Here is a 23071-nt window from a genome sequence, read left to right on the forward strand (position 1 = left end):
GAGAAGCACAAGTTTTTCAAGTCGAGCCGCTCAAAAAGCAAAGGGCCAGCAAAGCGTTCCGGCCCCTGGAAGCGCGTTAGCGATTCCACCGAGACTTGAAGTTGCATAGCGAGTGAAGAGGCCACCTTAACCTCCAGCCGCTTAAACGATGTACGCAAAAGGAGAAGCAAGATGCCCCGTGTAAAACGGAGTACAAAACGCAACGATCGTCGCAAAAAGATCCTCAAGCGCGCGAGTGGTTACTTCCTCACCAAGTCCAAGCTCTATCAGGCCGCTCAGGAAGCCGTCGAGCGCGGACTCAAGTTCGCCTACACCGGCCGTAAACAGAAGAAGCGCCAGTTCCGCGCCCTTTGGATCGTCCGTATCAACGCAGCCTGCCGCATCAACGGTATGAGCTACTCGACCTTCATCAACGGCCTCAAACTCGCCGGCAATCAGCTCGACCGCAAGGTCCTCGCCGATATCGCCGCCAACGACGCAGCTGGTTTTGCCGCACTTACCGTGCAGGCAAAGTCAGCCCTGAAGATTGCAGCAGACAAGCACGCCGCAAATCGCAGCACTGCTGCTGCCTAAAAACATCAGCCGTTTCAAAAGAGGCACGGCCCAAGCTGTGCCTCTTGCTTTTTAATTCCGCCACCGTCGCGAACCAGTATCCTGTCCTTATGCCAGACTCAACCGCAACCGAGGAAGCGAACTCTCAAGTGCAAGCTCCCTTCGAATCCTGGGGCCGCTACCCTACCTACGGCGCAAAGCTTCTCCCGCTCCACTGGCAGAGCGATTTCCCCGCCCTCACCGCAGACCTCCACAACGGTGCACTCCCCGTTGGCATGGGCCGCAGTTATGGAGATGTCTGCCTCCTCAAGGACGGCAACCTCCTCGTCACCACCGCGATGAATCGCCTCATCGACTTCGACGCCGAGACCGGCCTCCTCACCGCCGAAGCCGGCGTAACCCTCGCGCAGATCCTCGACTTCGCCGTCCCACGCGGCTTTTTTCTCCCCGTCACTCCCGGGACCAAATATGTAACCCTCGGTGGAGCAATTGCCAATGACATCCATGGCAAAAACCATCACTCCGCCGGAACCTTCGGTCGCCACATCGCACAGTTCGAGCTCGTTCGCTCCGACGGCTCCCGCACGATCTGCTCCCCAACGCAAAATCCCGAGTTCTACTCCGCAACCATCGGCGGCCTCGGTCTCACCGGCGTTATCACCTGGGCGACCCTCCGCCTCAAACCCATCGTCTCCCGCAAGATCGACTACGAAGGCATCCAGTTCCACGGTATTGATGAGTTCCTCGACCTCACCAACCAGGCCCACGATATCGAGTACACCGTCAGCTGGGTCGACGTCACCTCTACCGGCCGCAACTTTGCCCGTGGCGTCTTCATGCAGGGCGACCACTCAACGAAAAAGGACGACCTCAAGCCGTCGCCAAAGCCGAAGCTTGTCTTCCCCTTCGAAGCCCCCGGCTTCGCCCTCAACGCCCTGACGGTCAGCCTCTTCAACACAGCCTTCTTTCATAAACAGATCCACAAACGCGCTGTCGCTCTCCAAGACTACGAGCCCTTCTTCTATCCGCTCGACAAAGTCCTCCGCTGGAATCGCATGTACGGCAAGCGCGGCCTCCTTCAGTTCCAGTACGTCATCCCGTGGGAGCACGCCAAAGAAGGAACCATCGCCATTCTCCACGAAGTCGCCAAATCAGGCCTCGCCAGCTTTCTTGCCGTGCTCAAAGCATTCGGTGACGTACCCTCCCCCGGCATGATGAGCTTCCCCAAACCCGGCATCACCCTCGCCCTAGACTTCCCGATCAGGCCCGACAAGAGCTTCCCCCTCTTTCAGCGCTTAGCTGACATGACCCTTGAGTTCGGCGGCCGCCTCTATCCCGCCAAAGACGCCGCCATGACGGCCCCCCAGTTCCAGGCCTTCTACCCCCAATGGCAGCACTTCGCCCAATACCGCGACCCCCTCCTTACTTCCAGCTTCTGGGAGCGCGTCACTCAAAATTCATAAGACCGGATACAGCAAGCCTATGAGCACCACCCCGCAAGCGACAACTCCACCGCGCAAGATCCTCGTCCTCGGCGCCACCTCTGGCATTGCCGAAGCCACCTGCCGCATCTGGGCCTTCCAGGGCGCAAGCCTCTTCCTCGTCGCCCGCAACGCCGAAAAACTAGCCGCCGTCGCCGCCGATCTCAAAACCCGCGGCGCCAGCTATGTCGACACCGCCGTCGCCGACCTCGACGACACCGACCAGCATCCCGCGCTCCTCGCCCACGCCGTCAACTCCCTCACCGGCATGGACATTGCATACTTGGCCCACGGCGTCCTCGGCGATCAGACCGAAGCCGAGCGCGACTTCAACACCGCTGCGCAGATCCTCCACACCAACTTCGTCGCCCCCGTCTCGCTTCTCACCTGGCTCGCCAACTTCTGCGTCCAGCGCCGCGCCGGTACCCTCGCCGTCATCTCCTCCGTAGCCGGCGACCGCGGCCGCAAATCCAACTACCTCTACGGTTCCTCAAAAGCAGGCCTCTCAGCCTTTTTAGGTGGACTGCGAAACCGCGTCGACCGCGAAGGTGTCACCGTCCTCACCATCAAGCCCGGCCCCGTCAAAACCGCTATGACCGCCAACATGCCGAAGAGCGAAAAGTTTGCCGATGTCGACTCAGTCGCGGAGTCCATCGTGAGCGCCATCGACAAGCGCAAAGACATCCTCTACGTCCCGTTTCAGTGGCAGCCCATCATGTTTATCATCCGCAACATTCCAGAGCGCATCTTCAAGAAGCTGAATCTCTAGCTAATATCCTGTTGTTGCTGCGCCATCTGCTGTTGCCGCGTCGGCGGAGGTGGCTGCTCCGGCAGTTGCGTCGCCTTTTCCACCAGAATCGACCAGTCCTCAGGCACGGGCAGCTCTTGATCGAGCGACGGAGTCCCCAAACTCGGCGTCACCCTCACCGCAACGGTCAGCTCACTCGCGGCGCGTCCGCGAAAGATCCCGTGGGTAGGCGGCACATCGGAATAGTCTCGCCCAATCGCAGTACGAATATGCCGATCTCCCGCCACCAGCCAGTTCGTCGGATCGAACCCAACCCACCCCAGGTGCGGAATCAACGCCTCAATCCATGCATGCGTCGCCGAGCTGATCGACCGGTCCATATCGCTTTCGCCATGAAACAAATACCCACTCACATAACGGCAGGGAATCCGCAGCTTCGAGCGCACCAGCGTAATCATGATGTGAGCGAAGTCCTGGCAAACACCGGCCTTGGTGCCTAACGCCAGATCGATCGGCGAATCAACATTGGTCGACTTCGGCTTGTAGTCGAAGTACTCGTAGATCTGCTGATTCAAATGATGCAGGACCATCAACGGATCATCTCTGCGCCGCACGTCCAACTCCCGAGCCAAAGCGTCCAACGCCGGCGTCGGCGCAGTAAACTCACTCGGCAGCAACATCTCCCAGTAATCGCCCTGCTCCACCATCGCGTCCAGATCCGCCCACGCGTCGGGCGCCAGAAATGCCGGGATCTGTGCTGCCGGTTGCACCTCCACCAGCGACTCGGCAACAATCACCAACTGCCCATGCATCCCCGGAATGTCGAAGTGGTGAACATGATTCGACAAATGATCGCGATAGCTGAAGACTCTGCATCGGGGGCTCACCGAAAGATGAAACGTCAGGCAGCGCTGATTCTGATCGCTCCGCGGGTGCATCCGCGTCTCCATCATGCTCTCGCTGACCTGGTTGCTGTATAGGAACTTCGTCAGATGGCGAATCGAATAGTACATAGCCTCTCCCTTTCGATCTCGCGGGATATGCTGCATCTTCTAAGACGGCCAGTGAAAGAGCCAGCCAAGCCGCCATCGGTCCTGCTGATACCAAACAATAGCAGGTAGAGCCGTCGCGAACGCTGTAGGCACCAGCAATTGAAGCCACAGGTTGTTCGTATGGAACAAACTCGACAACACGGCCCGGGTCGCTCCCTGTGCAAAGGCGCTCAACAGGAAGATCGCCAGAGACGCTCGTCCTACCCAGACCAGCGCCACGCCCACCCTATGATTCTCAAGCACCCGCGCAAGCAGAAGAAGAGCGACTGTTCCGGTCAGACCCAGCCCGATATAGGTCCACCGATTCGGGTACCCGTAGAAATAAGTAGCTGCGAACTGAAAAGCAGCCAACAGCATGAAGCCAATGGCAGCCATCCACTTTGGGACACGTTCCAGCCGGAAGATCTGATTGCCGACCCACATTCCGGCAGCTACAAAGCAGAACTCCCACTGCACGCGGTTCATGATGTACGAACCGTAGGCCGGCGCTATCCCGGCCACCACCGCGAGCAAAAATCGCAGCCAGTTCGGAAGTCGAGCCGTCAATAAAGCCACCATAAGACAGAAGAACAACGTAAACAGGAACCAGCTCACGCTTCCATCCGCTACGTTCATCAAAAATGTCTTCCAGTGAAAAGGAGAATAGCTTACCTCGAATCGCCCGATCAAAGGACCGAGCGCCGCTGAGATGACCGCGAACAGCAAATAGGGATACAGGATTGTCTTCACCTTTTCGAGGGTGAAGTCGCCTGCTCCTCGTCGCCGAATGCTGCCCAACACAAACAGTCCCGAGACAAAGAAAAATGCCGGCATGTGGAAGCTGTAGATAAAATTTTCAGAGATCGCCGTCCCTGGTCCAGTCCACCAGCCCCGATGCACCGTGCCCTGTGCCGTATGGCCATACACCACCAGAATGATTGCAAGACCTTTCACAAGGTCCACAAGATTTGACCGCTTCCCACTGGTAATCGGCTCCGCTGTCGCCGTTACCGCCTGTCTCAGCTCGATCATCTACCCTGCCAGCGCTGCCTGAATGGAATAGTCCACGTACAACTCGTAGATCGTCTCATGAATCGCCCTACACTGCGCCTGGATGCTGCCCAGATACCCCAGTACATCCTGGCTCAAAATCTCATCCACGCTGCTGTAGTTCAAAGAAGACTGCAGCCGCCCGCTCAACCGTCGCAAGCCCTCGGCGCGGCTTCTGCCGCTGTCTCCCTGTATCTTTTCAAGCGCGCACTGCAGGCTGTCAATCGAAAACCGAACTGAATGCGGGAACTCTTCATCGAGCAGAAGAAACTCGAAGATTTGATCAGGCGTCAGGTCGGCGGTATACACCTTGCAGTACGCCTCAAACGCAGTCGCCGAACGCAGCAGCCCCATCCAGTCCAGGTACTCATTGCCATCGGCCGCCCTCTCAGTGTTCCCCCAAAGATCGACATGGTACGCCTGAAGCAGCAACGCCGTGGCGCACGCACGCTCAATATACCGGCCCACCTGGATAAACTGCCAGCCCTCGCCGTGGTTCATCGTCGAATCGGTAACACCCTGAAACTGATGCGCAGCCTCCAGCACTGACTGCAGAAACTCACTCGGCTGCGTCATGCCCGCCCTTAGGGCCTCCGACAGCGTATGGTGCTGCAGCTCCGGCCGCGTTACCTGCAGATAAAGGCTATTCAGCCGGTGCCACTGCTCCGTCGAAATCTGCTCTCTCACATGCCGCGAGTTCTCCCGCGCCGCAATAAGGCACGACAGAATCGAAGCCTTGTTGTCCGTGTCGAAGGTCAGCGCCTGCGTCAGCGCATACGGTTCCCCGGTCCACTCGATATTCTTCGGCCCGCCCAGAGCCTGCAGCACCCTCTTCCATCGCCGCTCTGCGCTGATCGGACTCTCGTCCAGCATCAGGTTCAGATTCACATCCAGCAGCCGCGTCGTATGTTCCGCGCGCTCGAGATACCGGCTCATCCAGTACAAACTATCCGCAACCCGCGACAGCATCGGCATCTCCCTTCACTGACTCAGCACCCACGTATCTTTGCTCCCGCCACCCTGCGAAGAGTTCACTACCAGCGATCCCTGGTTCAACGCAACACGTGTCAACCCGCCGGGCACAATCGTCACCTTATCGCCGTACAGCACGTAAGGCCGCAGATCCACATGGCGCGGCTGCAGTTCATCGCCGATCAAACAAGGCGCCCGCGAAAACGAGATCGTCGGTTGCGCAATATAGTTCCTCGGGTCCGCCTCAATCTTCCGTGCGAACTCCTCCCGCTGCGCCTTGGTCGACTGCGGCCCAATCAACATCCCATACCCACCGCTCTCACCCACCGCCTTCACCACCAGCTTGTCGAGATTCGCCAGCACATGCTGCCGCTCCTTAGGCCTGGTCAACAGATACGTCTCAACATTCTTCAGCACCGGCTCTTCGCTCAGGTAGTACTTGATGATGTCCGGAACATACGCATACAGCGCTTTATCATCGGCCACACCTGTCCCGAACGCATTCGCCAGTGTCACATTCCCCGCGCGATAAGCATTGAACAACCCCGCGACTCCAAGAATCGAATCCCCACGAAACGCCAGCGGATCGATGAAGTCATCGTCCACACGCCGATAGATCACATCCACCCGTCGCAGTCCAATCGTCGTCCGCATGTACACAACATTGTCATGCGTCACCAGATCTCGCCCCTCCACCAACTCGATCCCCATCTGCCGAGCAAGATACGCATGCTCAAAATAAGCCGAATTAAAAACCCCCGGCGAAAGCAGCACAATATTTGGCTCTGGCCGTCCCTCCGGTGCAAGCGACCGCAGAGTCCCCAGCAGCAGCTGCGTGTACTGCTCAATCGGCCTCACGTTATAGCTGCGAAACAGTTGCGGAAAGATCCTCTTCATCACCCTGCGATTGGTCAGCATGTAGCTGACACCGCTCGGCACGCGAAGATTATCCTCCAGCACCACAAACTCGCCGCTCTCCAGCCGAATCAGGTCCGTCCCGCACACCGCGATATAAACATTCCGCGGAACCTGCAGCCCCATCATCTGCCGGCGATAGTGTTTGCAGCTATACACCACCTCACGCGGCACGATTCCGTCATCCAGAATTCGTCCTTCGTTATAGATGTCCCTCAAGAAAAGATTCAGTGCCGTAATCCGCTGCGTCAGCCCATGCTCCACCGTCTCCCACTCGGCGGCGGTAATGATTCGCGGAATCAGGTCATAGGGAAAGATCTTCTCCGTCCCCTCTTCGCGCCCATACACCGTAAACGTGATGCCTTGATTCAGAAAGCTGAGATCGGCCGCCTGCTTCCTTCGTTGCAACTCCTCGGAGGGCAGCGACAAAAAGTGATCCAGCAAAGGCTCGCAGTGCCGATGCAGATCGCTCTGCCCCCGGAACATCTCATCATAGGCATGGTCCAGCAGATAGTTTTTCAGTGCCGCATGCTCGAACTGGGATGACTGAGTTGGATGCATTAGGAGCCTTGAGTATAGCGGCACATCACCACGCCACCAAACTCAATCTCTACTTCTCCACCAGCTCCCCATCCTTGCTGAAATAGCTCAACTGCCTTCGATAGCACCGCTGCTTCTCCAGATCGAACGCAATACACGAATCAAAGGGCTTAGAGTACACATGCAGGCTCACACACCCGCCCTTCCCAGCGTTCTCAATCTGGTGAATCGTCTGCAGCTTATCTACCGTGACCATTCCGGTCCCTTCCGCGCACCCCACCGTCCGCACTTTATCGATCTGCAACTCCGTCGCCCCGCCCAGGCAATCGATATTCACCACATTCTGGTTCTGCGGAGCATTACAGCTCGTATGGTGAAACTCGTGCGTCAGCACCTCACCCTGTGACACCGTCATCCATCCCAGCTGCCCATTATGCGTATGAATCGCCGTCTTCTGCCCCGGCGACCAGCAGATCGTCATCACCTCAAACAACTCATCCCGATAGATCAAATTCCGCGTATAAAAACTATCCCGCCACCAGATGTAGTGCTGAAGTGCCTCCGGCCGCAGGGTCGTCGCGGCCATATACTCCGCAATCCGATCCTTCGTAATCAGGTCCCGCTCCAGCTCCTTCAGGCCCGCGACAAAATCTCCAACCGACGTATGCAGCGGATGCGTATCATCGATCGTTCTACCCTTGTTCATCATGCTCACCGTACCCGGCTCCTGGCTGGCTGCCGTCCCTATCAAGCATACTCCGGCACCCCCATCTACGAATTGCAACGCCCACCAGCCCCAAACATAAGCATTCCGTTAATTCCAGCTACAATTCGCCTCTCGATTCCGTCATTTAGGCCAATTTACCCTCAACTGCGGTAAACTAGGGGAGACGCGCACTTCCCCAAAAAAACCATCATCAAGCGCCCAGACAGGATGTAAACCCGAGTGAGCAACTCAACCGCAGTAGCCGTTAAGCCCATCTTCAACATCGCCATCATCGCCCACGTCGATCATGGCAAAACCACCCTCGTCGACGCCATGCTACGCCAGTCGGGCACCTTCCGCTCCAACGAAGCCGTCACCGACCGCGTCATGGACTCCAACGATCTTGAAAAAGAGCGCGGCATCACCATTCTCGCCAAGAACACCGCCCTCTACTACCACGACAACAAGATCAACATCGTCGACACCCCTGGCCACGCCGACTTCGGCGGAGAAGTCGAACGCGCCCTCAAGATGGTCGATGGCGTCGTTCTCCTCGTCGACGCCTCCGAAGGCCCCCTGCCGCAGACCCGCTACGTTCTCTCGAAGGCCCTCGAAGCCGGCCTCACCCCGATGGTCGTCATCAACAAGATCGACCGCCCCGACGCCCGTCCCCAGGAAGTCCTCAATGAAGTCTATGACCTCTTCATCGACCTCGACGCCGACGAGTCCGTCCTCGACTTCCCAGTCCTCTACACCAACGGCAAGCTAGGCACCGCTACCGCCGACCTCGCGGTTCCCGGCACCGACCTCCAGCCCCTCTTCGAGCAGATCGTTCAGACCATTCCCGTCTCCAAGGGCGAGCCCGACGGCACTCTCCAGATCCTCGTCACCAACCTCGACTACTCCGACTACCTCGGTCGTCTCGCCATTGGCCGCGTCTTCAACGGCACCATGCGCACCGGCCAGGAGTACACCGTCGCCAAGATCGACGGCACCTTCACCAAGCACAAGATCACCAAGCTCTTCAGCTTCTCCGGCCTCAAGCGCACCGACATCGAAGAGACCCAGGTAGGCGACATCGTCGCCATCGCCGGTATTCCCGGCATCTTCATCGGCGAAAGCTTCTGCGATCTCGGGAATCCGCAGCCCCTGCCGCAGATCACCATTGACGAGCCGACGATCGCCATTCAGTTCAACGTCAACAACTCGCCCTTTGCCGGACGTGAAGGCAAGTTCGTCACCTCGCGCAATCTCCGCGACCGTCTTGAAAAAGAACTCCTCACCAACGTCTCCCTCAAGATGCAGGACACCGGTTCCCCCGATTCGTTCAAAGTCCTCGGACGCGGCGAACTCCAACTCGGCATCCTCATCGAAATGATGCGTCGCGAAGGCTTCGAGCTGATGGCAAGCCGTCCCGAGATCGTCACCAAGAAGATCGACGACGCCGTCATGGAGCCGGTCGAACACCTCTCCATCGACGTCCCCGAAAACTTCGTCGGCACCGTCATTGAGCGCCTCGGACCAAGAAAAGGCGAGATGGTCAAGATGGTCAATCACGGCTCAGGCCGCGTCCGCATGGAGTTCCGCATCCCCTCTCGCGGTCTCATCGGCCTCCGCTCCGAGATGCTCACCGAGACCCGCGGCACCATCATCATGAACTCCATCCTCGACGGCTACATCGCCTACCAGGGTGAGATTCCGCAGCGTCTCTCGGGTGCTTTGATCTCCGACCGCCAGGGCACCACCACCGCCTACGCGCTCGAAGGCCTCCAGGACCGCGGCGTCCTCTTCGTCTCCGATGGTGTTGAAGTCTACGAGGGTATGGTCGTCGGCGAGCACTCCCGCGACAACGATCTCGATGTCAACTGCGTTCGCGAAAAGAAGCTCTCGAACATGCGCGCCTCGGGATCGGACGATGCCGTCCGCCTCGTGCCCTACAAGCAGCTCACCCTCGAGCAGTGCATCGAGTTCATCGCCGACGACGAACTCGTCGAGGTGACCCCGAAGTCCCTCCGCCTGCGCAAGAAGGTCCTCCAGGCCAATCGCCGCCCCCGCAAGGGTCAAAGCGAGTAGCCGCGCAACAACCTTGAATCAAGCGGGCTGGACGCTCCCATAAGGGCTCCAGCCCTTTCCTTTGATGCGAAGCAATGTGATGCGAAGCAATGTGACTGCTATTGGCATTCAGAGCTGCACCGATGTTGTCGCTCGCTGTCGTTGTCATTCCGCAGAGAAGCCCGCACCGATGTGGTTGCTAGCTGTTTTTGTTGTCATTCCGCAGCGAAGCGGAGGAATCTGCTGTTTCCCCTCAGTAGCCCAAAACCTGTCAAGCCCCCAAACCATCAAAACCCGCGCCAATCCTGCAGATTTGCATGGCGTATCAGTTATCCTCCAACCGCTATACTGGATAGAGTACTAAAAAGCTTCGGCCTGTGGTCGGAGCTTTTTATTTTAAAGCGCCGTAACTCCTTTGTAGAGACGAATTTGCACGTAACCCTTTTGGAATGACGATTTTGCAGTCGGTAATGCTGTGTAAGTAATTGAAAATAAATAACTTGCACGCGGGCAACCAGGGGGGGGGGGACCCCTCATAGGCCGCGCGAAAGACCTTCCCTGCACAAGGTTTGGGAGAGCGTCTGGTAGCCGATTGGGCGAAGAGCAGCCTCAGCACTACTCCATCACCACAAAGTTGTAGTGCAGTTACTTGTGGGTGACTGCATAGTTAGTGTGTCTTTTGTCAGCACGAAAGTAACTCGCACCTGAGAAGAAGCGAAGCGAAGGAAGCTAGCCAAGAGGGCGTGATTATGTTTCAAAGATTTCGAATTGCTTGCGGCACTATTGCGGGTTTGGTTCTTTTGGGTGCGACTCCTGTATTCGCAAACCACGTCGACAGCGCCAACGTTACGATCACCTGCGACTCGTTCAGCATTTCGTTAGCAGCGTCGGAGCTTTCGCCCGGCACGAAGTATGAGATTGCCTACCAGTTCGAACCATCGCCATCAGTGGGCACCCCCATCGTGGGTTCGATCCCCCTTACTGCGACCGCGAGCCAGGTCTTCGACGCAACGATCTGGGGCTCGTTCGCTCCGCTGGTAGGTAGTTACACCTTCACCGGAACTGCCTCGCTGGTGGGACATAACACGATTCCAATCCAGTTTTCGCCGACGAGCCTCACCTGTGGCTCTCAGCCTCCGCCGCCCAAGACCTCCGGCAAGGGAATCGACACGGAGAGCTTCGACGGATCATCGATTGGAGACGGCAATTTTGTTTGGTTCAACGCGAACTTCAGCGTAACGGGCATCCCCAAAACCGGCGGTGTCATTACCTTCACCAGTTCGAAGATCGTGGACGAAGCGACCGGGTTGCCGTTCATGAATGCGGTTCCAAACGCTCAGATCACCTTCTCGCCGACGGCGGCGTGCACCACCACAACCTTCAGTACGATGACCAATACGTGGCTCACTACTGTTCCTATGAGGGGGGACGACGAGATCTTTCTTACCGGTGTCCCTGTGCCATCGGCCGGACTACAGGGCGGCACGAAAGTGAGCTGGAACGGGACCTTCGATACGGGCGGCATCCCCGGAATAACGATCAACTGGAAGTGGGGCGCCGCGGTTTACACGAACTTCGCCACCTATCTCAACGCACTTCAGGTGAAGCCGGGGCATACGAGTGCCTGCGGACAGGATGGCTCAGACCAGGCCGGAACTCCAGAGGGCGTCAACAACCAGAATCAGCTGTGGAAGCAATTCGTGATCGGCGGAGCCACAGGGAGCGGAAGTTCAAATGCCACGGGCTTGTGGGGGAATATAAACACCGTCATCCCGACGACCGCGGTTATTCCGGGATCGGGGCCGAAGTAACAGAACTGCAATCGATCGGGTAGCGATCAATTCGAGTTGGTGGACGATTCCGGTGCAACGTGAAGCTCGCGTTGCACCGGAGGTACGTTTTAAAAACTGCTCAATTACTTGTGCGATTTGGCAGTGGCGAAGCGCTTGTTGATCTCGTCCCAGTTGACGGTGTTCCACCAGGCTGCGAGGTAGTCTGGCCGCTTGTTCTGGTACTTGAGGTAGTAGGCGTGCTCCCATACATCGTTGCCGAGGATGGGGTAGTGGCCCTGTGAGATGGGATTGTCCTGGTTTGCCGTCGTGACGATCTTCAGCTTGCCGCCTTCGAAGATGAGCCAGCCCCAGCCCGAGCCGAACTGTTTGGCCGTGGTCTCGTTGAACTGCTTCTTGAAGTCTTCGAAGTTGCCGAAGTCGGCCTTGATCTGTGCGGCGATGTCGCCACTGGGTTCGCCGCCGCCCTTGGGCTTCATGATCTGCCAGAACATGGTGTGGTTGACGTGGCCGCCGCCGTTGTTCTGGACGACCTTGCGTACGTCTTCGGGGATGCTGGCGAGGTCCTTGAGGAGCTCTTCAGGAGACTTCTTGCCGATCTCAGGGTGCTTCTCAACTGCGCCGTTCAGATTGGTGACGTAGGTCTGGTGATGCTTGTCGTGGTGGAGCTTCATCGTGGCTTCGTCGATGGAGGGCTCGAGCGCCGCGTAATCGTATGGCAAAGGTGGTAGTTCGTAGGCCACAGTAGTTCTCCTGTCGTCGTTCGTTGGTGTCAGTCAGGAGGATCCTGACCGCCTGAGTGAGTTCGATGCTGTCCGGAGGGTGCGCGATGCACTCGGGAAGCTTGCCTAACCCTCCAAAATCATAGACCACTTGCGGATTCATCGCCCGTTGACGGAGGAATGTAACCGACTTTCGAGATTTGCGCTCTAATAGATACCAATGAACGACCTAACTGCTTCTTACCGCTGGCTTGATGACGATGGCCCCGCATTTGGGGCTCCTGGGTTGGCCCCTCGGTGGACTTCGAGCGAGAAGGATGCTGTAGCCACCGCCTATGCGGCTTCGAGCCGTGTGTGGTTCACGGTGTCGCATGGAACTCTGAATGAGATTTATTATCCGACGATCGATCGTCCGCAGACCCGCGATATGGAGCTGCTGTTCAGCGATGGTGAGACCTTCATCCACGAAGAGAAACGCAACTTTGAGTATGACTTCCATTACATCGACAGTGCGGCCCCTGCGGTCAGGGTTGTAGCGAGCGATCTCGATGGCCGATACACGGTGACCAAGGAGTTCATCAGCGATCCGCACCATCCGGTAGTACTGATGAACGTGAAGATAACCGGAGATAAAGAGGTTCTGTCGCGGCTGAAGTGCTACGCGCTGCTGGCGCCTCATCTGAACGGCGGCGGAGCGGGGAACTCGGCTCGATCGATCGATGTGGCGGGACAGCGGTGCGTGTTGGCGTGGAAGGGCGAGACCTCACTGGCTTTTGGCGCGAGCTGCGGTTTTATCAGGTCTTCGTGCGGTTATGTTGGTTCGAGCGATGGCTTCCAGAATCTGACACAGGACATGCGGATGAGCTGGCAGTTTGGCCAGGCTCTCAACGGAAATATCGCTGTGATGGGCGAGGTGGATCTTACGAAGGATCTCGAGTTTACGATCGCGATCTCGTTTGGCGACGGCCATCATGCTGCCATCGCGCAGATGATGCAGACGCTGGCGACGCCTTATGCGGATCATCAGAAGCGCTTTGTGGATCAGTGGAAACGGGTGAGCTCGCCGGCGCGGCTGGCGGCTGCGTCGACCGACGGCGGCAAACTGATGGGGATCAGCCACAATGTGCTGTTGACGCATGAGGACAAGACGTATTCGGGCGCGTTTATTGCGTCGGCCTCGGTGCCGTGGGGGGCGTCGAAGGGGGACTCGGATCTGGGCGGCTACCACCTGGTTTGGACTCGGGACATGGTGCAGACGGCGAGTGCTCTGCTGGCGTGCGGACGGACCGATACGGCGCTGCGGGCGTTGGTTTATCTGGCGTGTACGCAGAAGCCGGACGGAAGCTTTGCACAGAATTTCTGGATTGATGGAACTGCTTACTGGACGGGGATTCAGTTGGATGAGGTTGCGTTCCCGATCATTCTGGCGTGGCGGTTGTGGAAGCAGGATGGGCTGGGGAACTTCGATGTGTTTCCGTTTGTTGCAAGGGCCGCGGCGTTTCTGATGCAGTACACACCAGTGACGCAACAGGAGCGATGGGAGGAGGCGGCGGGATACTCGCCGTCTACGCTGGCGGCGGTGATCGCGGGGTTGATCTGTGCGGCAGATATTGCTCGCGACCGCGAGTCGCTGGAGCTGGCGGATTACCTGGAGGCGTATGCGGATTGGATTGAATCGCATCTGGATGAGTGGACGACGACGACGGAAGGGATTCTGCACCCGGATGTGAAGTATCACTACATGCGGATTCGTCCTCCGGCCAAGGGCGAGCCGTTTCATGACGAGAGTGTGCCAGAGGGGATGATTCGAATTAATAATCGCGAGGCTGGAGAGAGGAACGTCTTCGAGGCGCGTGAGGTGATTGATGGTGGGTTTCTGGAGCTGGTGCGGTACGGGATTCGGCGCGCGGATGATCCGTTGATCGTCGATTCGCTGAAGGTCGTCGATCACGTTCTGAAGATCGAGACGCCGTTTGGGGTCTCCTGGCGGCGATACAACCATGACGGCTACGGGCAGAAAAAAGATGGAGGGCCGTACGACGGCTCAGGGCAGGGGCGGGCGTGGCCGATTTTGACAGGTGAGAGAGGTCACTACGAGCTTTGTGCAGGGAACGATTTCAGCAAGTACATCAAGGCGATTGAGCAGTTTAGTTCGGTGGGAGGGATGCTGCCGGAGCAGGTTTGGGACTATGACGATATCCCTTCGAGGGGGATGTACCGGGGGCGGTCGGCGGGGTCGGCGCAGCCGCTGGTGTGGGCTCATGCGGAGTATTTGAAGCTGCTGCGCTCGGCGGCGGATGGACGGGTGTTCGACCGGATTCAGGCGGTGGAAGATCGTTATGCGGTGCCGAAGGAGAAGCGCACGTTTAGTAACCGCATTGAAATATTTGAGCCGGGACGTCCGATTTTCTCACTGCCTGCAGGGCATACCCTTCGTATTGTCGACACGGATCATTTTCGTGTCGTTTACACGTATGACAATTGGGCTACGACGCTTCGTCAGGACTCGCGAACGGTGGGGTATTCGAGGTCGTTTGTAGATATTCCGACTGGCGCGGATCAGGCGGGTAAGATTACGTTCACGCAGGCATGGCCGGTAGAGGGTCAGCCGGATCGGTGGCTTGGGCGAAATATTGATGTCGCTATCAATGAGGTTCCGGCATCTACCAAGGTGTAAAGATGCAGCAAGTGCGGCCCGCTAGTACACTGTGAGAGTTTGACCAAATCTTCCAGATTCAGCACCGTGAACGGTTCACGAATCTCTCAATAAAAGGTAGAGGAATAGAATGAGCGAACAGCAGGATTCGAAGCAGCACGAAATTGACCAGATCTCCATCAACGCCCTCCGCTTTCTCGCCGTCGATATGGTGGAGAAGGCAAAGTCGGGGCACCCAGGAGCGCCGCTAGGATGCTCTCCGATCGCTTATCTGCTCTACCACAAGATCATGAAGCACGATCCGTCGGATCCGCAGTGGATCGATCGTGATCGGTTTGTGCTCTCGAATGGACATGCGTCGGCGCTGCTGTATGGTGCGCTTCATCTCTCCGGTTACGATCTGCCGATGTCGCAGTTGGAGCAGTTCCGCCAGTGGGGTTCGCACACTCCGGGGCATCCGGAGCGAGGTGAGGCTCCGGGAGTGGAGGTTACGACCGGTCCTCTGGGACAGGGCTTCGCGATGGCAGTCGGCCTGGCGATCGCAGAGCGGCATCAGGCAGCGGTCTATAACCGCGATACGTACAACATCGTCGATCACCACACCTACGTTCTTTGTGGCGATGGCGACATGATGGAAGGCATTTCGCATGAGGCGGCTTCGCTGGCCGGAACTTTGGCTTTGGGCAAGCTGATTGTGCTTTACGACGACAACCTGATCTCGCTCGATGGACCAACGGAATTGTCGTTCACCGAAGATGTGACCAAGCGCTTCGAGGGCTACCACTGGCACGTTCAGTACGTTGCGGATGGAAACGATCTTGTGGCGATTGAGAAGGCGATTCTTGCGGCCAAGGCAGAGACGACGAAGCCTTCGCTGATTCGCGTGCGCACGGTGATTGGCTATGGGAGCCCGAAGGCCGGCACCAACAAGGTGCACGGCGAGGCGATGGGTCCCGAGGCAACCAAGGAAACCAAGAAGAATCTGGGCTGGCCTGAGGACAAGAGCTTCTACGTTCCGGATGAGGCTCGCAAGAATTGGGACACGATCAAGCTGCGCGGCAAAGACCTGCATGCTTCGTGGACTGCGGAGTTCGAGGAGTACGCGAAGGCGTATCCAGAGCCGTCGGCTCAGTTTGACCGGACGATCAAGGCCAAGATGGCCGAGGGATGGGAGAAGAAGATTCCGACCTTCCCGACTGAGAAGCCGATGGCGACGCGCAACGCCGGACAGGCTGTGATGCAGGCGATTGAGAACGTGGTGCCGGAGCTTTTTGGCGGTGCGGCCGATCTGACAGCTTCGACCAAGACGATCTTTAAAGATTCGCCGAGTTTTCATGTGGATCCTGTGGGACGCAATGTGTTCTTTGGCGTGCGCGAGTTCGGCATGTGCGCGGCGGTGAATGGCATGGCGGCACACGGCGGATTGATTCCGTTTGGTTCGACGTTCTTTACCTTCTCGGACTATTGCCGCAACGCATTGCGTCTGGCTGCGCTGATGAGCCTCCACTCGCTGTTTATCTTTACGCATGATTCGATTGGTCTGGGCGAGGATGGACCGACTCACCAGCCCATCGAACAATTGATGAGTCTGCGTGCCATTCCTCAGCTCACCGACTTCCGCCCGGCGGATGCGAATGAGACGGCGGCGTGCTGGCAGTTGGCGCTGGAGCGCAAGAGCGCGAGCTTCATGGCTCTGTCGCGCCAGGATCTGCCGACGATCGATGCAACGATTGCTCGTGCAGGCGCGCGCTTCGGTGCGTACGAAGTGGTTTCGCATGGCAAGGATCTGATCCTCATCGCGACCGGGTCCGAAGTTGGACTGGTCACGAAGGCTGCCGAAGAGTTGAAGGCTGCGGGCATCAACGCAACGGTTGTTTCGATGCCGAGCTTCCACATCTACGACGAGCAAAGCGACGAGTACAAGGCGAAGTTGCTTCCGGAAGCTACGCCGAAGCTGGCGGTTGAGGCTGGAGCAACGCTGGGATGGTACAAGTACGTCGGCCATAACGGCGGTGTCATCGGCCTGGATCGTTTCGGTGCTTCGTCCCCGGGAGCGATCGCTCTGGAAAAGCTAGGTTTCAGCGTTTCGAACGTGGTGGAACACGCCAAGAAGCTGGTGAAGAAGTAAAGAGAACGGCGGGGCTGATTGCCCCGCCTTTTTACCGTCTGGCAATAGACTCCGTATCTACTGAAGCCTGATTGCGACTCATTTGCGTCTTGCGACTCGGCCCGAGCATCTCATCCTGAACACTATGAAGGCTGCTTCCAAGAGCAATGTTGCTCGCCCGGGCCTCGCGAATTTCTACCAAGTCGGTCCCGGTAGATGCAGTCTTTTGGAGCACTGGAGATCATGATTCAATCGATTCAACGTGTCTGGTTCATCACGGGAGCATCGACCGGATTTGGCCGGCTGCTTGCCGAAGAAGTTCTGAAGTCTGGCGGTAAGGTAGTAGCGACGGCTCGAAAGCTCGACAAGGTTGCAGATTTAGAAGAGCAATATCCGCAGACGGCGAGAGCGCTGGCTCTTGATGTGACCGACGGCGGTCAAGTGGACTCGGCAGTGACGCAGGCGTTTGCGCAATTCGGCCAGGTAGATGTTTTGGTAAACAACGCGGGCTATGGCGTCGCCGGTGCGATTGAAGAGGTTTCAGAGGCCGAATTCATGCCGATGTTCGAGACCAACGTCTTCGGTCTGCTGAAGGTCACACGCGCTTTCCTGCCTCATCTTCGAAAGCAGCGTAGCGGCCACATCCTCAATCTCTCGTCGATCGGCGGCCTGATCGGCGGGCAGGGTATCGGTATGTATAACGCGTCCAAGTTCGCGGTGGAAGGGCTTTCGGAGGCACTGGCTGCGGAGCTTGCGCCGCTGGGAATACACGTCACGGTCATTGAGCCTGGTCCGTTCCGAACCGATTTTCTTGGACGCTCCGGAGTGATTGCGAGGACGAAGATTGCGGACTACGACAAGACGGCTGCGAATATGCGGAAGTACTTTGTCGAAAATGATGGCAAGCAGCCGGGAGATCCGTTGCGAGCAATTCAGGCGATGATTCAGGTCGTCGAATCTCCGAATCCGCCGCTGCATCTTTTGTTGGGCAAGAGTGCTCTTCAACGATTTCGGACCAAACTCGACAACTGGCAAAAAGAGATTGCAGCGTGGGAGCAGGTGACTGCTGGAGCAGATTTTCCGGAGGGTGAGTGAAATCTTCTTCGCAATTCAAGATTAAGACGATCTTCTGGGACATAGGCGGAGTTTTGCTCACAAACGGGTGGGATAGAGACGAACGCGCGGATGTCTTGACCCGGGTAGGTGTTGACCTGGCGGATTACGAGTCGCGTCACGAGGAGGCGAACTACTTTTGGGAGCGGGGGCTTTCCACGGCTGAGCACTTCTTCAATGTGACTGTTTTGAATCAAAACCCGAATCTTACCTTCGGCGAATTGTGGCCACAGGTCTGCGCTGAAAGTAAGATTCTTCATCCTGAAAACCTCGATATTCTTGGGAAACTCGGTACTTCCCGTCGATATCGACTAGCGACGCTTAACAACGAAAGCCGCGAACTGAATGAACACCGGTTGGATGCGTTTCGCCTGCGGCCATTTTTTGATTACTTCATCTGCTCCGGTTATGTGCATGAGATGAAGCCCCATCCTGCGATTTATCGCGCTGCGATTGAAATCTCGGGGCATCTGGCGGAGACCGCTCTTCTTATCGATGACAAGCTTGAAAACTGTATTGCCGCGAGATCTCTCGGCATGCGGGCAATTCGTTTTGAATCACCAACTCAGCTCAGAGATGAGCTTGCACAACTCGGCCTACGAGCCGCATAGGGAAGGAAGATAGATGGAACTAGTGAAGAAGTCTTAGTCTAGCGACGTGCGCAGGGCGGATCCGGCGCGTACTTTGAACTTCATCGCCTGGCGGTTTATCTGGGCACAGCATGGAAGGTTTTGCAAGGAGCAGATTATGAGCACGAGCACAGTACCAGTTGGCGTATCGGCAGCGGCGGCAGATGCCACCAAGAAGGGTGAGCGCATACCAGAGCCGTGCATTGTTGTTATCTTCGGCGCCTCGGGCGATCTTACGAAACGCAAGCTTCTGCCTGCGCTTTATCACCTGGATCAGTCTGGGCTTTTGCCGAAGGATTTTGCGGTGGTCGGTGTGGCGCGGCGCGACCTGAGCGTTACGTTTGGTCCTGATATGAAGGACGGAATTATGAAGGGCGGTGGAGTTGAGGAGAACGATCCGAAGCTGAAGCCGTTTATGGATCGCGTGTCTTACTTTGCGACGGAGTTTGATGATGATGCAGGCTTTGACAAGCTGAAGGCACATTTGGCTGAGCTTGATGGGAAGTTCAACACCAAGGGCAATCGGTTGTTTTATCTTGCGGTGGCGCCGGAGTTCTTTGCGGATATCACTCGCCGCTTGGGCAAGCATGGCATGGCCAAGCCGGAAGCGGGGGATAAGCACTGGGTGCGCGTGATCATAGAGAAGCCGTTTGGCACTGATCTTGAGTCGGCGCGCAAGCTGAACGATGAGATCAACGATGTGCTGGCCGAAGATCAGATCTTTCGTATCGATCACTATCTTGGCAAGGAGACTGTTCAGAATATTCTCGTCTTCCGTTTTGGTAATGGGATCTTTGAGCCGGTCTGGAATCGGAACTACATCGACCACGTTGAGATTACGGCCGCTGAGTCGATCGGTATCGAAGGGCGCGGGCCGTTTTATGAGAAGGCCGGTGCTGTTCGCGATGTGCTGCAGAACCATGTGATGGAGGTTCTTTCGTTTGTGGCGATGGAACCGCCGGATTCGTTCGAGGCCGGGGCGGTGCGTACCGAAAAGTTGAAGGTGTGGCGTGCGATTGAGGGGATTCCCGTCAACAACACGGTGCGTGGACAGTATGGTCCGGGCAAGGTGGATGGTAAGGATGTTGTTGGTTATCGGCAGGAAGATCGTGTCTCTCCGACCTCGAGCACCGAGACCTTTGCGGCGATTCGGGTTGAGATCGAAAACTGGCGCTGGGCCGGGGTTCCGTTCTATCTTCGCGCTGGAAAGAGGCTGGCGAAGCGCGTGACAGAAGTCACGATTGTCTTCAAACAGCCGCCGCTGCATCTGTTCAAGTCCAATAGCACCGGAGACAACGTCGAGCCGAACATTATCAAGATGCGGATTCAGCCGGACGAGGGAATCTCGCTGCAGTTTGGCGCGAAGGTTCCTGGGCCGACGACGAATCTGGCGCAGGTGAACATGGCGTTCAGCTATGCGGATGCGTTCGGCAAGTCGTCGGCGAATGGCTATGAGCGGTTGCTGCTCGATGCGATGCTTGGCGATGCAACCTTGTTTGCGCATCGCGATGGCGTTGAGGCAACCTGGGCGCTGTTTACGCCGATCCTCGAGGCGTGGGCCAAGGTTGAAGGCAAGCACTTTCCAAACTACGCAGCGGGCTCCGAGGGGCCGGATTGCGCGGACGAACTTTTGGCGAAGGATGACCGGAAGTGGCAGCCGCTGTAGAACTTTAGCAAGATGGCGCCACTGCAGATCGGATCGCTGATTCTGAAGAGGCGCCGGTTTCAGCAGTTAGGCATCAAATGTTCGGTTGGGCTCCGGAACGTGTGAAACTTGTTCCGGAGTTCATCCGTTTCAAGGGTTGTTCGAACTTTCATTTCATCTTGCGAGATCTCTATGCCCCGTCCTGTTTCGGTCACCTATCGAGTATCGCCAACACCGGCGGCCACGGCTCGCGCCGGAGCACAGCTGTTTACGGATGCCGCGGTGAAGGCCGCTGCGGCGCGTGGTCTGGCTCGCATTGCCATCTCCGGCGGTACGACGCCCAAGACGATGTTCGGCCAGCTGGCGGATCCCGCTGAGCCGTTTTTGAAGCAGGTCCCGTGGGACAAGCTCGAGCTCTACTGGGTCGACGAGCGCTGCGTGCCGCCTGACAACGCAGAGTCGAACTACCGCATGACCAAGGAGGCGATGCTCTCGAAGGTTCCGCTGGTGGCAGAGCGCATCCATAGAATGGAGGGCGAGCTTGCTCCTGAGGTCGCGGCGGCGCGTTACGAGTCGACGATTCGCAATTCGTTCAAGCTTGAAGGTGCGGAGACCCCTACCTTCGACCTGGTGTTGCTTGGTATGGGCGATGATGGGCATACGGCCTCGCTCTTCCCCCACACCGAGGCGTTGAACGAGATGAGCCACATCGTAGTTCCCAATCACGTTCCGCAGAAGGACACCTGGCGCATTACGCTGACCTGGCCTGTGATCAACCAGGGCAGGGAGGTGGCGTTTCTGATTGAAGGTGCGGGCAAATCGCAGGTGCTGCACGATGTTTTTCTGGGTCCATATCAGCCGGAGGTCCACCCGTCGCAGCTGATTCGACCCGCGAGCGGACAACTGACCCTCTTGCTCGACGCGGCCGCAGCGGCTAAGCTGCCAGCACCGCCGAATTCCGGTTCGACCGGTACCTTGGAGCTCAAATAGATGATTCTTGCTGGTGATGTTGGCGGAACGAAGGTTCACCTTGCACTGTACGACTTCGCCAATGGGCGACTGCACCCGATCCGCGACCAGAAGTTTCCGGCACACGAGTTTGGAAGTCTGGACGAGGTGGTTCTCAAGTTTCTCGCTGGCGATGGAACCAATGCAACTCAAGGCAAAGATATCCTTGCGGCTTGCTTTGGATGCCCGGGGCCGGTTCGCGATGGGCGCCTGAAGCTGACGAACCTGCCGTGGATCCTGGATACGCGCGATCTGGTGAAGTCTCTTTCGATTCCTCATATCTCTCTCATCAACGACCTTGAAGCGAACGGATACGGAATTCCCGAGCTTGCGCCGGAGAGCATCTTTACGCTGCACGATGGCGACCCGGAGGCCACCGGGCACGCGGGCCTGATGGCAGCTGGCACCGGTCTTGGTCAGGCGCTGCTGATCTGGGACGGGACGAAGCATCGTCCGATTCCTTCCGAGGGTGGTCACTCTGACTTTGCGGCACGGAGCAATCGCGAGATTGCGCTGCTCGAGTACCTGCGCAATACGCTCAAAGGACGGGTGAGCTGGGAGCGGGTTGTCTCCGGCCTCGGAATCAAAAATATCTATGCGTTCCTGCGCGACGTCGAGAAGATTAGCGAACCGGGGTGGCTGCACGACCGGATGCTGTGCGAAGACCCGAATGCGGTCATCGGCCAGTGCGCCGAGGACGGTTCGAGCTCGCTGTGCTTCGAGACGATGAAGGTCTTCACCGGGGCATACGGCGCGGAGGCTGGCAACATGGCGTTGCAGGTGCTGGCGACCGGTGGGATGTACCTTGGCGGGGGCATCGCTCCGAAGATCCTGAAGACGCTGAAGAACGGCACGTTTACCCAGGCCTTTATCGACAAGGGGCGGCTGTCGCCTCTGGTTGAATCAGTCCCGGTTCGCGTGATTCTCGACGACACCTGCGCGCTGCTGGGAGCGGCAGCCTATGCGGAGGCACGGGCATCGGAGAACTCTGGCTACTCGGAGCGCGCTGCTTCACTTCAATCCTCCTGAGAGCCCGGTTGGGGGTACCCACCCGGGGGGATGGCTAACTACCTTGTTTTGAACGGTTTGACGTCTGTTCCTCCTGTAAAATATTAATTCCAAATGGGTTATCGCTAAATTCCTCCAATCAAAGGAGATAGACCCTTAAGCTCGAAAAGACCCCTCTCGGGGCCTGGTATGCTATGCCGATGTTGTTGGTAGAGAAGGGACTTTCGCTCTTTGGGGCTTGACAAACTATTTGAGGGATGAAAATTTCTGAAGGATGCTTCCTTCGCGACGAGGATCGAGTCAGAGCAGAGAGCCCGCTTCCAGAGTTGTCAGGGTTCTGCTCCTC

At 57.4% G+C, this 23071-nt stretch carries 18 protein-coding genes; 12 read left to right on the forward strand and 6 right to left on the reverse strand.

Translation table 11 applies throughout. The features are described 5' to 3' along the window. Nucleotides 1–171 precede the first annotated feature (171 nt). The 3 genes from rplT to RBB76_RS12380 all read left to right on the forward strand — a co-directional run bounded on the left by rplT (nucleotide 172) and on the right by RBB76_RS12380 (nucleotide 2802). Nucleotides 172–573 carry a 50S ribosomal protein L20 gene (gene rplT, locus RBB76_RS12370; protein ID WP_429631720.1) on the forward strand — a complete coding sequence of 134 codons (402 nt, stop codon included), beginning with the start codon at nucleotides 172–174 and terminating at the stop codon, nucleotides 571–573. An 89-nt stretch (nucleotides 574–662) separates the two neighbouring features. Beyond that, nucleotides 663–2015 carry an FAD-binding oxidoreductase gene (locus tag RBB76_RS12375; RefSeq protein WP_429631718.1) on the forward strand — a complete coding sequence of 451 codons (1353 nt, stop codon included), beginning with the start codon at nucleotides 663–665 and terminating at the stop codon, nucleotides 2013–2015. Nucleotides 2016–2034: 19 nt separating this feature from the next. Then, nucleotides 2035–2802 carry an SDR family oxidoreductase gene (locus tag RBB76_RS12380; protein ID WP_429631716.1) on the forward strand — a complete coding sequence of 256 codons (768 nt, stop codon included), beginning with the start codon at nucleotides 2035–2037 and terminating at the stop codon, nucleotides 2800–2802. Here RBB76_RS12380 and RBB76_RS12385 read toward each other — a convergent pair. The 5 genes from RBB76_RS12385 to RBB76_RS12405 are packed head-to-tail and all read right to left on the reverse strand — an operon-like array spanning nucleotide 2799 to nucleotide 8040. Beyond that, complete coding sequence (locus RBB76_RS12385) at nucleotides 2799–3794, reverse strand: transglutaminase family protein (RefSeq protein ID WP_429631714.1); 996 nt, start codon at nucleotides 3792–3794, stop codon at nucleotides 2799–2801. The two genes, RBB76_RS12380 and RBB76_RS12385, sit on opposite strands and share 4 nt — an antisense overlap. 39 nt (nucleotides 3795–3833) lie before the next feature. After that, nucleotides 3834–4844: an acyltransferase family protein gene (locus RBB76_RS12390; protein WP_429631712.1), complete on the reverse strand. Its 1011-nt coding sequence runs from the start codon at nucleotides 4842–4844 to the stop codon at nucleotides 3834–3836. Continuing rightward, nucleotides 4845–5831 (reverse strand): alpha-E domain-containing protein, encoded by a 987-nt coding sequence (locus tag RBB76_RS12395; RefSeq protein WP_429631710.1) that lies wholly within the window; start codon nucleotides 5829–5831, stop codon nucleotides 4845–4847. A gap of 12 nt (nucleotides 5832–5843) precedes the next feature. After that, complete coding sequence (locus tag RBB76_RS12400; protein ID WP_429631708.1) at nucleotides 5844–7310, reverse strand: circularly permuted type 2 ATP-grasp protein; 1467 nt, start codon at nucleotides 7308–7310, stop codon at nucleotides 5844–5846. 49 nt (nucleotides 7311–7359) lie between these two features. Further along, nucleotides 7360–8040 carry a cysteine dioxygenase gene (locus RBB76_RS12405; RefSeq protein ID WP_429631706.1) on the reverse strand — a complete coding sequence of 227 codons (681 nt, stop codon included), beginning with the start codon at nucleotides 8038–8040 and terminating at the stop codon, nucleotides 7360–7362. 195 nt (nucleotides 8041–8235) lie between these two features. Here RBB76_RS12405 and typA point away from each other — a divergent pair, with 195 nt between their 5' ends. Together typA and RBB76_RS12415 are read left to right on the forward strand one after the other, a co-directional pair. Further along, a complete protein-coding gene (gene typA, locus RBB76_RS12410; RefSeq protein WP_429631704.1) occupies nucleotides 8236–10068 on the forward strand; it encodes a translational GTPase TypA in 1833 nt (610 codons plus the stop codon). 728 nt (nucleotides 10069–10796) lie between these two features. Further along, entirely contained in the window at nucleotides 10797–11858 is a 1062-nt protein-coding gene (locus RBB76_RS12415) for a hypothetical protein (protein ID WP_429631702.1), read from the forward strand. A 104-nt stretch (nucleotides 11859–11962) separates the two neighbouring features. Here the strand turns inward: RBB76_RS12415 and RBB76_RS12420 are convergent, their stop codons facing one another. Further along, nucleotides 11963–12580, reverse strand: a complete 618-nt coding sequence (locus tag RBB76_RS12420; RefSeq protein WP_429631700.1) for a superoxide dismutase — start codon at nucleotides 12578–12580, stop codon at nucleotides 11963–11965. A gap of 199 nt (nucleotides 12581–12779) precedes the next feature. Here RBB76_RS12420 and RBB76_RS12425 point away from each other — a divergent pair, with 199 nt between their 5' ends. The 7 genes from RBB76_RS12425 (at nucleotide 12780) to glk (ending at nucleotide 22746) form a co-directional block, all read left to right on the forward strand. Beyond that, nucleotides 12780–15236: a glycoside hydrolase family 15 protein gene (locus RBB76_RS12425; RefSeq protein WP_429631698.1), complete on the forward strand. Its 2457-nt coding sequence runs from the start codon at nucleotides 12780–12782 to the stop codon at nucleotides 15234–15236. Nucleotides 15237–15345: 109 nt separating this feature from the next. After that, the gene (gene tkt / locus RBB76_RS12430) at nucleotides 15346–17343 is read left to right on the forward strand and encodes a transketolase (RefSeq protein ID WP_429631696.1); all 1998 of its coding nucleotides are present in this window, start codon (nucleotides 15346–15348) and stop codon (nucleotides 17341–17343) included. 222 nt (nucleotides 17344–17565) lie between these two features. Continuing rightward, on the forward strand, nucleotides 17566–18417 hold the full coding sequence (locus RBB76_RS12435; protein ID WP_429631694.1) for an oxidoreductase: 852 nt from the start codon (nucleotides 17566–17568) through the stop codon (nucleotides 18415–18417). After that, nucleotides 18414–19046 carry an HAD-IA family hydrolase gene (locus RBB76_RS12440; RefSeq protein WP_429631692.1) on the forward strand — a complete coding sequence of 211 codons (633 nt, stop codon included), beginning with the start codon at nucleotides 18414–18416 and terminating at the stop codon, nucleotides 19044–19046. Before RBB76_RS12435 ends, RBB76_RS12440 begins: the two co-directional genes overlap by 4 nt. Nucleotides 19047–19182: 136 nt before the next feature. Beyond that, nucleotides 19183–20730: a glucose-6-phosphate dehydrogenase gene (gene zwf, locus RBB76_RS12445; protein ID WP_429631690.1), complete on the forward strand. Its 1548-nt coding sequence runs from the start codon at nucleotides 19183–19185 to the stop codon at nucleotides 20728–20730. Nucleotides 20731–20901: 171 nt separating this feature from the next. Beyond that, the gene (gene pgl / locus RBB76_RS12450) at nucleotides 20902–21699 is read left to right on the forward strand and encodes a 6-phosphogluconolactonase (RefSeq protein WP_429631688.1); all 798 of its coding nucleotides are present in this window, start codon (nucleotides 20902–20904) and stop codon (nucleotides 21697–21699) included. Then, nucleotides 21700–22746: a glucokinase gene (gene glk, locus RBB76_RS12455; protein WP_429631686.1), complete on the forward strand. Its 1047-nt coding sequence runs from the start codon at nucleotides 21700–21702 to the stop codon at nucleotides 22744–22746. Nucleotides 22747–23071 lie beyond the last annotated feature (325 nt).

Source organism: Tunturiibacter psychrotolerans, assembly GCF_051013365.1.
Taxonomy (GTDB): domain Bacteria; phylum Acidobacteriota; class Terriglobia; order Terriglobales; family Acidobacteriaceae; genus Edaphobacter; species Edaphobacter psychrotolerans_A.

Excerpts from the sequence above, each read along its gene's own strand:
- rplT (WP_429631720.1), top strand. The coding sequence starts at position 172 with ATGCCCCGTGTAAAACGGAGTACAAAACGCAACGATCGTCGCAAAAAG.
- RBB76_RS12375 (WP_429631718.1), top strand. The coding sequence starts at position 663 with ATGCCAGACTCAACCGCAACCGAGGAAGCGAACTCTCAAGTGCAAGCT.
- RBB76_RS12380 (WP_429631716.1), top strand. The coding sequence starts at position 2,035 with ATGAGCACCACCCCGCAAGCGACAACTCCACCGCGCAAGATCCTCGTC.
- RBB76_RS12385 (WP_429631714.1), bottom strand. The coding sequence starts at position 3,794 with ATGTACTATTCGATTCGCCATCTGACGAAGTTCCTATACAGCAACCAG.
- RBB76_RS12390 (WP_429631712.1), bottom strand. The coding sequence starts at position 4,844 with ATGATCGAGCTGAGACAGGCGGTAACGGCGACAGCGGAGCCGATTACC.
- RBB76_RS12395 (WP_429631710.1), bottom strand. The coding sequence starts at position 5,831 with ATGCTGTCGCGGGTTGCGGATAGTTTGTACTGGATGAGCCGGTATCTC.
- RBB76_RS12400 (WP_429631708.1), bottom strand. The coding sequence starts at position 7,310 with ATGCATCCAACTCAGTCATCCCAGTTCGAGCATGCGGCACTGAAAAAC.
- RBB76_RS12415 (WP_429631702.1), top strand. The coding sequence starts at position 10,797 with ATGTTTCAAAGATTTCGAATTGCTTGCGGCACTATTGCGGGTTTGGTT.
- RBB76_RS12425 (WP_429631698.1), top strand. The coding sequence starts at position 12,780 with ATGAACGACCTAACTGCTTCTTACCGCTGGCTTGATGACGATGGCCCC.
- tkt (WP_429631696.1), top strand. The coding sequence starts at position 15,346 with ATGAGCGAACAGCAGGATTCGAAGCAGCACGAAATTGACCAGATCTCC.
- RBB76_RS12435 (WP_429631694.1), top strand. The coding sequence starts at position 17,566 with ATGATTCAATCGATTCAACGTGTCTGGTTCATCACGGGAGCATCGACC.
- zwf (WP_429631690.1), top strand. The coding sequence starts at position 19,183 with ATGAGCACGAGCACAGTACCAGTTGGCGTATCGGCAGCGGCGGCAGAT.
- pgl (WP_429631688.1), top strand. The coding sequence starts at position 20,902 with ATGCCCCGTCCTGTTTCGGTCACCTATCGAGTATCGCCAACACCGGCG.
- glk (WP_429631686.1), top strand. The coding sequence starts at position 21,700 with ATGATTCTTGCTGGTGATGTTGGCGGAACGAAGGTTCACCTTGCACTG.